Here is an 11,181-nt window from a genome sequence, read left to right as displayed (position 1 = left end):
AGCCGCCGCGTTCAGGCCGTCCGCTCGCTCACTGCCCGGTCTTGATCCGGGTCCAGGTGCGGACCCGGAGCCGCTGCAGCTGCTGCGGCATCACCTTGGCGGTGACCAGGCGGGCCTTGACCGCGGCGGGGGGATAGATGCCCGGATCGTCGCGCACCTCCTCGTCCAGGAGCGGCGTGGCGGCACTGTTGGCATTGGCATAGGCCACGTAGTTGCTGATGTCCGCGATCACCTCCGGCTGCAGGAGGAAGTCGATGAAGCGGTGGGCGTTGTCCGGATGCGGCGCATCGACGGGGATTGCCATCACGTCGATCCAGAGGATCGCCCCCTCCCGCGGAATGGTGAACGCCACTTCCACACCGTTGTCCGCCTCGTCGGCCCGATCGCGGGCCTGGAGCACATCGCCGGAGTAGCCGTGGGCCACGCACAGGTCGCCGTTGGCAAGGTCGTTGATGTACTGGGAGGAGTGGAAATAGCGGATAAAGGGACGCACCTGCGCGAAGGCCTCCGCCGCCGCCTCGATGTCGGCCGGATCGGTGCTGTTGGGATCCTTGCCCAGGTAGGTGAGCGCAGCGGCCAGGGCCTCCTGCTCGTCATCCAGCACACTGATACCGCAGCCGGCGAGCCGCTTGGCGATGGCAGGATCGAAAATCAGCCGCCAGCTGTCCAGCGGTGCCTCGTCGCCCAGCATTTCCCGGACCATCCGGACGTTGTAGCCGATGCCGGTGGTTCCCCACATGTAGGGCACGAGATGGGCGTTGCCAGGGTCCGAATCCGCCAGCGCCCCGAGGATGTCCGGGTCGAGGTTGCCGTAATGGGGCAGCTTGTCCCGCTCCAGCGGCCGGTAGAGACCGGCGCTGACATGGCGCTCGGCGAAGGGCTGCGCCGAGGGAAAGATGACATCGTAGCCGCTGGCGCCGGCGAGCAGCTTCGCCTCCAGCACCTCGTTGGCATCATAGACGTCATAGACCACCTTGATGCCCGTGGCCGCCTCGAACTGCTGCAGCGTGTCCTCGGCGATATAGTCCGACCAGTTGTAGACGTTGACCACCGGTTCCTCGGCGGCGGCGACGGCCGCAGCGGTAAAGGCCAGGCATACGGCCAGCAGCTTGGCGAACTTCCTCGGCATGGTTGTATCCCCCTCGGGTCGGGAACTTCAGCTACGGTCCCGGCGCCTGACCGTAACCGGAGCCGGGGTTGCGAGTTTCGGTCGCGTGTCCAGGTCTGTCAATTCCAGCCGGGGGCCAGACACGCCGATGCGCGTCAGCCCGGTCGCGGCAGCGGCGCACGCACGACCCGGTTGCGGCCGGTGCGCTTCGCCGTGTAGAGCGCCTGATCGGCGGCCCGGGCCAGAGTCACGGCATCCGAGAAAGTGGGAAAGCCCGCCACCCCGCCACTGAAGGTGACGCGAAACTCGCTGCCTGCGATCTGGTGGCGGATGCCGGCGAAGCTCTCCCGCAACTCGTCGATGATGGACATGGCCTGCTCCCAGTCGGTGTCGGGCAGGACCACGATGAACTCCTCCCCGCCGTAGCGTCCCACCAGGTCGGTGCGCCGCAGACGGTGAACCAGCAGCCGGGCCAGGCTCATGAGCACGCGGTCGCCGGCCGCGTGGCCGTAGACGTCGTTGACCTGCTTGAAGTGATCCAGGTCGATGAACGCGTAGGCGAACGGCGTCCCCAGGCGATGGGCCCGGGCCAGTTCACGGAGAAACTGCTCCTCGATGCGCGAATGGTTGTAAAGCCCGGTCAGGCTGTCCCGCGCCATGAAGGTGTTGAGGGTGCGGGCCCGCTGCACCCGTGCCGCCACTGAGGCCACCAGCCGTTCCGGGGGCAACGGCTTGACCAGGTAGTCGTCCCCGCCGGCACGCAGGGCATGGAGATGCAGTGAGGTGTCGGTATCGCTGGAGAGAAAGACGATGGAGGTGCCCATGTAGGCCTCCTGCTGGCGGATGATCGCCGCCAGCTCGAGCCCGTCACATTCGGGCATGTAGAGTTCCATGAGCACGAGGTCGGGGTGGAAATCGGCCAGTTCCTCGGGCGCCCGCAGGGGGTCGTTGACCACCCGCGTACGCATCCCGGCCTGTTCGAGCACCAGGGCATGACGGGCGGCGAGAACGGTGTCATCGTCGACGATCAGGACCCGACCGGGCTCCGGTGACTCATGGGGGATCAGGCGCTCGAGCGCCGCGGCCATGTCGATGGCATCCACCGGCTTGATGAAGAAACCTGCACCACCGGCCCGCACCCCAGCCAGGCGGGTGCGCGCATCATCACGGTCCGAAAGGTAGAAGACCGGCGGCAGCGCAACCCCGGACTCCTGCAGGTGGACCATCTGCTCGATGCCCGAGAACTTGCCCCGGCCGTGGCTCGCATCGACGATCAGTGCCGCGGGTGGCTTCTGGGCCAGGCGCTGTTCCAGGGCCACGGAATCCCGCAGCTGCTCGATACGGTAGCCGTAATGGCCCAGTTGCGCCGCCAGCTCCCGGCAGGGCTCGCTGCCAGAATCGGCCACCAGAACCAGGTCCAGTAACGGTGTTGTCTTCACTGCCCCGGCCGCCGCGGCAGCGGAACCGGCATCCTGGCTGGCCAACTCGGTGACGGTGCCGTGGAGCACGGCCAGCGCCTCCTCGACCGCCCCTTCTCCGACACCGGGCCAGGCCTCGATCACCGTCTCCAGATCCCGTGCCGCCTTGCTCACGGCGGGAAAACCGAAGGCGGTCCCGGACCCGGCCAGGTTGTGCGCGAGCCGCTGCAGGTCCAGGGCCGCTTCCCCGGTTCCCGGCGGCTCTCTCAGGCGGTTCCAGGCCAGGGCGATGGCGGCGACCCGCTGGGGCAGGCGCACCCGGTACCCCCGCTGGAGTTCGGCGAGTTGCTGTTCGAATTCCTGCTGGCGTTCAGTCATGCACCCGCTCCCAGATGGCGCGAACACGCTGGGGCAGCACCATGGGATCGAACGGCTTGGCGATGACGTCGACCGCGCCGAGCTCGAGATAGCGGCGTACCTCGCCCGGCTGCACCTTGGCGGTCATGAACACGACGGGCACGGCACCCAGCTCCGGCAACTGTCGGAGTGCCGCCAGGGTCTGGGGGCCATCCATCTCCGGCAGCATGACGTCCAGCAGTATCAGGTCCGGTCCGAAGCGGGGAGCCCTCTCGATGGCCTCCGGTCCGGTATCGCAGAACGCCACCTCGAACCCGCCCAACGTCTCGAGGGCCAGACGCGCCACGGTCTGGATGTCCGGCTCGTCCTCGACACAGAGAATTCGGCGCAGTTGCTGTGTGCTCATCGCTTCCCTCAGCTCCTCTCGGGGTGGCCATCCGCGGCTACCGGCAGCTTCCCGTGCTCGCCGAGAATGCCACGGATGGTGGCGACCAGCTCGTGGTTTGTCGTTCTCGACTTCACGAGGGCGGCCGCCACCTCGTCGGCCAACGCATGATTGTGTTGGTGTGCGGAGAAGATCACCACCGGAATCGGCGGATGGAAGCGTCCCACCACGGGTAGCAGCGAGAGTCCGGAACCATCCGGAAGCTCCAGGTCGAGGATCACCAGGCTGAAGCCGCCCTGCTCCAGCGCCGCCTCCGCATCGGTGCGGTTGTTCGCCACCTCCACTTGGGCGAAATCCCGCAGGATGTCCCCAACCACCCGCTGCACATCCGGATCATCCTCAACGTGCAGAATCCGCGGGCGCGGCCCTGAGGCCGCGCGCCGTACCGCCCGAATCAGCTGGTCCTGGTCGATGGGCTTGCGCAACCAATCAACCACCGCCAGGACCTCGCCGTCCACCTCCTGCCGGTGCAGGTCGGCCACCGCCGAAACGATGACCACCGGCAGGTCCACGGTACGCTCATCCCGGCGCAGCTCGTGGAGCAGCTCGAGACCGTTGCCGTCCGGCAGCATGATATCGAGTGTCATGGCCGCATACCGCTCCTTGGCCAGCAGGGTGCGGGCCTGACCGAGGCTGGTGGCGATATCGGCACGATACCCCTCCTGCTCCAGCATCAGGCGCAGGAGGTTGCCCACATCGGGATCGTCCTCGCAGACCAGCACCCGGCTTATGCCCCGCCCCCGGCCGCGGACGCCAGGACTCCGGCGGGTGAAAACCTGGGCGCCGGGACCGGACCAAAGGGGCAGGTCGACGGTGAAGGTGGTACCCGTGCCCGGCATCGACTCGAAATCGATGCGTCCGCCGAGCCGATCAACGATGGCCTTGGCGATACTCAGGCCCAGACCGGTGCCGCCGCTGCGGCGGGTATCGGAGGCGTCCGCCTGGGAGAACTTCTCGAATACATGGGTCCGGAACTCCTCGGGAATGCCGGTGCCCTGATCGGCTATGGCGATGCGCACCTCGCCGGCGTTCTCCGCGACTGCGACGTTCACCGTGCCACCCTGGGGTGAGAACTTGGCCGCGTTCGAGAGCAGGTTGGTAAAGACCTGGGTCAGCCGGTCGGGATCGGCCAGCACGGAAAGCCCCTCGTCCACCGATTCGAGCACGATATGCACCCCGTACTGGGTGGCATAGGCCTGGTTGGCCTCGATCACCTGTTCGATGATGGGCCACAGGGCGACCGGGCGGATATCGAACGCCATGTGCCCCGACTCAATCTTCTCCACGTCGAGGATGTCGTTGATGAGACGGGAGAGGCGTTCACTGTTCTTGCTGGCGATCTCGATCAACCCCCGGGCCTGCTCCGGGAGCTCACCGGAGATGCCCCCGATCACCAGCCCCAGGGAGCCGCGGATGGAGGTCAGCGGCGTGCGCAGCTCGTGGCTGACCGTCGAGATGAACTCGCTCTTCATCCGATCCATCTTCTTGCGCTCGCTGATGTCGCGGACAATCCCGGTAAACAGGTGGCGATCGGGAAACGGCACCTCGCTGACCGCGATCTCCAGCGGGAACACGGTGCCATCCTTGCGCCGACCCTCCGTTTCGCGGCCCGCCCCCATCATCCGCGGCTCGCCGGTCTCCAGGTAGCGGCGGATGTAGCCGGTATGACCGGTGTGGTAGGGCTCCGGCATGAGCATGGAGACATTGCGCCCCAGGACCTCACCGGCAGAGTAGCCGAAGATTCGCTCGGCGGCGGGATTGAAGCTCTCTACGAGCCCCTCCTCGTCAATGGTGATGATGCCCTCCACGGCATTGTCGACGATGGCCTGGGTGCGGGCGGCGCTCTCCTTGAGGCTGGCGGTTCGTTCCTCCACCCGACGTTCGAGCTCGTCGCGGGCGGCCCGCAGCTCGGCGAAGGTCCGTCCCAGGGAGGTGGCCATCAAGCGGATATTCTCGGTCAGACGGGCGAATTCGTTCACACCGCTCACCGGCCAGTCGATGGGAGTGGCGTGCATCAGCTTGGCCGGGACATCACGGCTCACCTCGGAGAGTTGGCGCAGGGGCCGGACCAGCAGATGGCTCGCCACGGGCCCGAGCAGCAGGGTCAGCAGCGTGATGCCGCCCAGCAGCCGGAAGGCCTCCAGGTAGGTCCGCTCCAACTGGTGCAGGCTCTCCGCCGCCGGCACCTGTACGAGCACCGACCCGATCTCCCCGACGCCCACCATCTCATGGACGAAGTAGCTGGCTTCGTTCCAGCGCACCACCTCGGGCATGGTGCCGGGTGGCACCCACAGCACCAGCCCCCCTCCCAGTAGGGTCTGCCTGCCGGTGCCAAGCACTCTCCGGATCCGCTGGGCGGTGGTCGTGCTCAGCAGTACCGAGCCGTCGGCTCGCAACAGCGACGTGTGCATCCCGTCCCCCCGCGACCAGACCTCCAGCACTCGGCGGATCCTGGGCAAATCCGGCTCCCGGGCGCCGGAGGCGACGAAATCCTTCAGGAATCGGGCGTGGAGGATCAGTTCTCCCTCCAGGGCGGCCTGCACCTCGCTCAAGGCGTTGCGGTTCTGGTAGACGATGAGCGCCAGCGAGGGCATGAATACGGAGGTGATGAGGATATTCAGCACCAGGTTGCGCAGGGAGAGGCTGTGGACCACGATGCCCCGGCCGGAGCCGCGCTGATAAAGCACCAGCACCGACAGCAACATGCTCGCGACGATGGCGTTGAAGACCCCGTTGAGGGCATGTTTCATCCCGATGAGCGCCGCCTGTTCGCTGGGCGCACCCATCAACCCGGCATAGAAGAGGATGGACAGGGGTGCGCCGAGGAAGGTCCAGTAGAGGATGTCGGCGGCCACGATGCTGCGCACGAGGCTGCGGGAGAGCATTCCCACCACCGCCACCTCCAGCAGGGCGATGATGAGCGCATAGGGGTGCCCCCAGACCAGCAGCGTGTACAGCGACCCCACGACCGCCACCAGCATCGCGGCGGGGCGACCCAGCAGTTGCAGCGCGATCAGCGTGGCGATGCTGCCGAAGAGGAACTCGACGCGGAAGAAGAGCGGGAAGGCCTGGTAGTTGCCAAGGAGGGAGAGAAGCGCCAGCGCGACCAGCAGGACGATGCGTGTTGGCTGATTGAAGTGGACGCTGAATTTCACGCTCTCTCGCCGCCGGTTTGTCTCGGAAACGGCACCGGCTGAACCCGGGTCCAGCGCCGGAGCACCGGGTTCAGTTTAGCGCCCCTGAACCGGGCAATGCGAGATTAAGCGCGCCCGGGGCAGACGCCCGGGCGGCTGATTGCGCCCCTGGATCCGGCAGGACCGGTCTCAGCGCTGGATGGTCTTGAGGTACTCGACCAGATCGATGACCGTGCTGATGGCCAGGTTCTCGCTGAATACCGGCATGTTTCTCGTGCCTTCCGAACCCACCTCATGGCGTCCGTCGATGGCTTTCAGCACCCGCTCGGCATCGAAATGACCGCCATCCCTACGGGCGAGCTGGGTCAGGTCCGCAGGCTGGATCTTGAGCATCGCCACCAGGGGACCATTACCCTCCCCCGACAGGCCGTGACAGTTGGTGCAGAACAGCTTGAAATGCTCACGCCCCCGTTCGGCCGCCGCCTGATCCACCTCCGAGGCCTGGATGGCGAAGGATCCGGAAACAGCCATCAGCAGCGCGATTGCGCCCGCAACGCGGTTCTTCATGGTTCACCTCGTTATGCCGCGATCGCCCCACCGCTGTTTGACACCCTGTCCCTGGCACACTTCACGGCGATCGCCACCCTGGATTGCCGCCCGCTCCCCGGTACGGCCCCGGGCCGGCCGGAGTCTTCCAACCGCCCTTACGGGACAGTCTAGGGCATGCCGTGACCGCAGGCTATTTTTTGTTTTTCGTCAGACAGTTGTCAGAATCACGGCTGACCATCGGCAAATTTTCCCGGATTCCGGGCCGGCAGCCCATGAATCAGCCGCGCCAGACCCGGTGACCCGATACGGAAATTCGTCGTAATATCGGCGCGCGGAGGATGCCGCCGGCCCGGATCCGGGTCGGACCTTCCGGGCCCAGGAAAGCCCGGGGCCATCCAGAACGACCTGATTGAGAAAGGTGCGCGGAACATGGGCAGGAAAAGTCGCACAGAAGTGAACGGCATCATATTCGGCTGGCTCGAGGCCGGGCTGCGGAGCACGCTGGTCATCCGTGATCCCCAGCTGCCGGAGCCCGTCACCCCGGGGCGTATCTACCTCTACCACGGCCGCCGCGGCGCCATCGTCGAGTTCGAGGCCGCCCGGGTGCTCGAACGGGTGCGCTGGGTCGAGCCCGACACGCTCCAGGACCTGGACGCCACCCTGACCGACTTCGAGGCGGCGCGGGCGGCTCTGCTGGCCGATCAGCGGGCCCGGGAACTGCGGGTCCGGCTGGCTTCATCGAGCCAGAGTGCCGCCCGGCGGAAGCCGGACGCGGAACCGCTATCCGCCCCCCTCGATGAAGAACAGACCCTCGATCCGGAATCATCGGACGAGGGCTTTGCCGACGATGAGGACTGGGGCGCGGATACCTGAACAGGGATTACCGCCGCGGAACAGTCGTTCCGCCGCCACAGCGGTGCATGGGAACAGCTGAGGCGGGTACCACGACGCCGCTCCACTCCGGAAGCTCACCGGCCGGGCTCCCCTCCAGCCCTGGAGCGGCGGCAGCCATGACCGACAACGACGCCGCGCTTGACAGGGTTCGATTTCCGGCCTTTATTTAAGTCAGCCAACTTACTTTATTCATGACCAGACAACAGCGTTCCATCGACAAGCACCAACGCCTGCTGCAGGCGGCCGAGGCGGTGGTGCACCGGCAGGGCTATCACCTCACCACCCTGGCGGATATCGCCCGGGAGGCCCATGTTCCGGTGGGCGGAATCTACTACTACTTCCGCACCAAGGAGAGCATGGTCGAGCAGATCATCACCGCCCGGATGGCGGAGCTGACCCGGCGCATGGAGGAGTGGGAGCGGGATCGACCTCCCCTCGCCCGCCTCGAGGCCCTGGTGGATATCTGGCGGGAGGACTCCGAAATCGACGCCCGCTACGGCTGCCCCATCGGCAGCCTCTGCTACGAACTGTCGCGGGCCGGGGCACGGATGGCCGGGCTGGCGGCCAGGCCGCTCCTGCTGCTGCGGGAATGGAGCGAAAAGCAGTTCCGGATTCTCGGTGCGGCCGATCCCGGCGGTGGCGCGGAACACCTGGTGATGGCGCTGCAGGGCGCCAGCCTGGTGGGAAACGCCTTTCATGATCCCGGCGCCATCGTACGCGAGACCGATCGCCTCAAGACCTGGCTGAGGCAGCGGGTCGCGAACTGAATCCACAACGACCGGACCGCGGACGGTCCGGGACCACACAGGCCGGATGCCGCGACAGCGCCGCCCAGCGGGCAGGCGTGACACAGGGGACATGCCACCGGTCCTCTCCAATCATGATTGTGCGGAGAATTGCCAGATGAAGAGAACCAGCATCCTTGCGGCCGCCGCCGCGCTGTTGTTCGCCCTCGGGCCCACCCATGCCGCGGAGGGCTTCGCCCCCTACGGCACGGCCGCAACCGACATGCACGAGTACCAGACCATCAACGCGGTCTTCGACGTGAACTACGAAGACCCCGCGAAGCTCAACATCCTCTACAACTTCGTCAAGAACACCTCCAAGCAACTGAACGGCAAGATGGTGGTGGTGACCCACGGGCCGGAGCTGCGGGTCTTCGCCAAGGAGAACTACGAGAAATACCAGCCGGTGGTGGACAAGATGGCCGAGTTGGCCGAGCAGGGCGTGGAGTTCCGCATGTGCAACAACGCCATGCGGGCCGCCGGCTTCAGCGCCGAGGACATGCACGGGTTCATCACCGTCGTCCCCGCGGGCTTCCCCGAGATCGCCTCCCTCCAGTCCCAGGGTTACGCCTACGTGAATCCGCTGCCCCTGTCGGTGAAGGATGTGCGCTACCTTGAACACCCCGAGCTGAAGCAGCAGTAACGACCGTTTCCTCCCTCGACCTGCCCCCGCGATGCGGGGGCTTTTTTGTCTCCGGCAGAGGGTTTCCCGGCCATTCGCCGACGGCGCGGTGCACCAGTGTACTGCCCCACTCCTGGAGGTACGTTCAGAGCCCCCCGAAAGCGCCAGGACAAGGCGCAGTGCGCAGGCAATGGTTGTTCCCCTGTCAAGCGCTGCAACGCGGTCATGGTGCTCTCGGGGGACTCCCTGCGGGCGCGCCGCCGGCCGGCCATCTGCGGCGTTGCGCCCGCTTGAATGGGGGCCTGCCCTTCCTGCGCAAGCGCCCTTGCATCTGACCGGCCGGCAACTCGCTGAATGTGCCTCCCGGAGTGGCGCAGTACACTAGACTGTTAGTGGGCCACGGACCGGGGAGGCGGCGATGGCAGCGGGCGAGGTTCCCCTGCGGGTGGTGATCATGGGCGCCGCGGGGCGGGACTTTCACAACTTCAACGTGATCTACCGCGACGATCCCGGCAGCCGGGTGGTGGCTTTCACCGCCGCCCAGATACCGCGCATCGCCGGGCGCCGCTACCCGCCCGCGCTGGCCGGCCCCCTCTACCCGGAGGGCATCCCCATCGTGGAGGAGTCGGGTCTGGCCGCGCTGTGCCGCCGCGAGGCGGTGGACCAGGTGGTGTTCGCCTACAGCGACGTCAGCCACGCCCACGTGATGCACACCGCCTCGGTGGCACTGGCCAACGGCGCCGACTTCCTCCTGCTGGGGCCGGAACGCACCATGCTGCGGGCGGCGGTGCCGGTCATTGCCGTCTCGGCGGTCCGCACCGGCTGCGGCAAGTCCCAGACCACCCGCTGGCTTTCCCAGCGGCTCAAGTCCCGCGGCCTGCGGGTGGCGGTCATCCGCCACCCCATGCCCTATGGCGACCTGGAGCGGCAGGCGGTACAGCGCTTCGCCACCCGCGCCGACCTGGACGCGGCCGCCTGCACGGTGGAGGAGCGCGAGGAGTACGAACCGCACCTGGCGCTGGGCAGCGTGGTCTACGCCGGTGTGGACTACGGCGCCATCGTTGAGCGGGCCGGCGCGGAGGCGGACATCCTGCTCTGGGACGGCGGCAACAACGACTTTCCCTTCCTGCGCCCGGATCTGCACCTGGTCCTGGTGGACCCGCTCCGGCCCGGCCACGAGACCACCCATCACCCCGGCGAGGCGGTGCTGCGGATGGCCGACATCATCCTGGTGGCGAAGGTCGACTCCGCCGCCGACGCCGACATCCAGGCCGTCACCGAGGCGGCCCGGCGCATCAATCCCGGCGCGGCGGTGATCCGCGGCGCCTCCCCGGTCACGCTGGACAACCCGGAGGCGGTCCGCGGCCGGCGGGTGCTGGTGGTGGAGGACGGGCCCACTCTCACCCATGGCGGCATGGCCTACGGCGCCGGCTTCGTTGCCGCCACCCGGGCCCAGGCGGCGACCATCGTCGATCCGCGCAGTGCCGCGACGGAGGCCATCGCCGCGGTCTTCGACCAGTATCCCCACATCGGTCCCGTGCTGCCCGCGGTGGGCTACAACCCGGAGCAGCTGCGGGCGCTGGAGGCCACCATCAATGCCGTGGCGGCCGATGTGGTGGTGGCCGCCACTCCCTGCGACCTGGGCGCCCTGTTGCAGCTGGACAAGCCGGTGGTGCACGCCCGCTACGAGTTCGCCGAGGTGGGCGAGCCGGGACTGGGAACGCTGGTGGACGCCTTCCTGCGGGAACGGGGGCTGGCGGACAAAGCGTGAGGGGTGTTCCGTGTTCCGTGTTCCGTGTTCCGTGTTCCGTGTTCCGTGTTCCGTGTTCCGTGTTCCGTGTTCCGTGTTCCGTGTTCCGTGTTCCGTGT

General features: G+C 67.1%; 9 protein-coding genes. 4 read left to right on the top strand and 5 right to left on the bottom strand.

What is annotated here, in order from left to right; all coding sequences use genetic code 11:
• Positions 1 to 28: 28 nt before the first annotated feature.
• From DFQ59_RS17650 to DFQ59_RS17630, 5 genes are all read right to left on the bottom strand, one after another.
• Positions 29 to 1,129, bottom strand: coding sequence for a polyamine ABC transporter substrate-binding protein (locus tag DFQ59_RS17650; RefSeq protein ID WP_114281057.1), 1,101 nt, complete (start codon positions 1,127 to 1,129; stop codon positions 29 to 31).
• A gap of 134 nt (positions 1,130 to 1,263) precedes the next feature.
• Positions 1,264 to 2,904: a diguanylate cyclase gene (locus DFQ59_RS17645; protein WP_114281056.1), complete on the bottom strand. Its 1,641-nt coding sequence runs from the start codon at positions 2,902 to 2,904 to the stop codon at positions 1,264 to 1,266.
• Positions 2,897 to 3,289 (bottom strand): response regulator, encoded by a 393-nt coding sequence (locus tag DFQ59_RS17640; RefSeq protein WP_114281055.1) that lies wholly within the window; start codon positions 3,287 to 3,289, stop codon positions 2,897 to 2,899. The genes DFQ59_RS17645 and DFQ59_RS17640 overlap by 8 nt, the downstream gene beginning before the upstream one ends.
• 8 nt (positions 3,290 to 3,297) lie before the next feature.
• Positions 3,298 to 6,483 carry a response regulator gene (locus DFQ59_RS17635; protein ID WP_114281054.1) on the bottom strand — a complete coding sequence of 1,062 codons (3,186 nt, stop codon included), beginning with the start codon at positions 6,481 to 6,483 and terminating at the stop codon, positions 3,298 to 3,300.
• A gap of 168 nt (positions 6,484 to 6,651) precedes the next feature.
• Complete coding sequence (locus DFQ59_RS17630) at positions 6,652 to 7,029, bottom strand: c-type cytochrome (protein ID WP_114281053.1); 378 nt, start codon at positions 7,027 to 7,029, stop codon at positions 6,652 to 6,654.
• 435 nt (positions 7,030 to 7,464) lie between these two features.
• Here DFQ59_RS17630 and DFQ59_RS17625 point away from each other — a divergent pair, with 435 nt between their 5' ends.
• The 4 genes from DFQ59_RS17625 to DFQ59_RS17610 all read left to right on the top strand — a co-directional run bounded on the left by DFQ59_RS17625 (position 7,465) and on the right by DFQ59_RS17610 (position 11,083).
• Positions 7,465 to 7,884, top strand: a complete 420-nt coding sequence (locus tag DFQ59_RS17625; protein ID WP_114281052.1) for a hypothetical protein — start codon at positions 7,465 to 7,467, stop codon at positions 7,882 to 7,884.
• A 212-nt stretch (positions 7,885 to 8,096) separates the two neighbouring features.
• On the top strand, positions 8,097 to 8,672 hold the full coding sequence (locus DFQ59_RS17620; protein WP_114281051.1) for a TetR/AcrR family transcriptional regulator: 576 nt from the start codon (positions 8,097 to 8,099) through the stop codon (positions 8,670 to 8,672).
• Positions 8,673 to 8,808: 136 nt separating this feature from the next.
• Positions 8,809 to 9,333, top strand: a complete 525-nt coding sequence (locus DFQ59_RS17615; RefSeq protein WP_114281050.1) for a DsrE family protein — start codon at positions 8,809 to 8,811, stop codon at positions 9,331 to 9,333.
• A 397-nt stretch (positions 9,334 to 9,730) separates the two neighbouring features.
• A complete protein-coding gene (locus DFQ59_RS17610) occupies positions 9,731 to 11,083 on the top strand; it encodes a cyclic 2,3-diphosphoglycerate synthase (protein WP_114281049.1) in 1,353 nt (450 codons plus the stop codon).
• The last annotated feature ends 98 nt before the right edge of the window (positions 11,084 to 11,181 follow it).

Source organism: Thioalbus denitrificans (assembly GCF_003337735.1).
In the GTDB taxonomy this organism is placed as follows: domain Bacteria; phylum Pseudomonadota; class Gammaproteobacteria; order DSM-26407; family DSM-26407; genus Thioalbus; species Thioalbus denitrificans.
Note: the sequence above shows the minus strand (reverse complement) of the source record. Positions and strands in the feature narration are given on the sequence as shown.

Excerpts from the sequence above, each read along its gene's own strand:
- DFQ59_RS17620 (WP_114281051.1), top strand. The coding sequence starts at position 8,097 with ATGACCAGACAACAGCGTTCCATCGACAAGCACCAACGCCTGCTGCAG.
- DFQ59_RS17610 (WP_114281049.1), top strand. The coding sequence starts at position 9,731 with ATGGCAGCGGGCGAGGTTCCCCTGCGGGTGGTGATCATGGGCGCCGCG.
- DFQ59_RS17645 (WP_114281056.1), bottom strand. The coding sequence starts at position 2,904 with ATGACTGAACGCCAGCAGGAATTCGAACAGCAACTCGCCGAACTCCAG.
- DFQ59_RS17640 (WP_114281055.1), bottom strand. The coding sequence starts at position 3,289 with ATGAGCACACAGCAACTGCGCCGAATTCTCTGTGTCGAGGACGAGCCG.
- DFQ59_RS17615 (WP_114281050.1), top strand. The coding sequence starts at position 8,809 with ATGAAGAGAACCAGCATCCTTGCGGCCGCCGCCGCGCTGTTGTTCGCC.
- DFQ59_RS17630 (WP_114281053.1), bottom strand. The coding sequence starts at position 7,029 with ATGAAGAACCGCGTTGCGGGCGCAATCGCGCTGCTGATGGCTGTTTCC.
- DFQ59_RS17650 (WP_114281057.1), bottom strand. The coding sequence starts at position 1,129 with ATGCCGAGGAAGTTCGCCAAGCTGCTGGCCGTATGCCTGGCCTTTACC.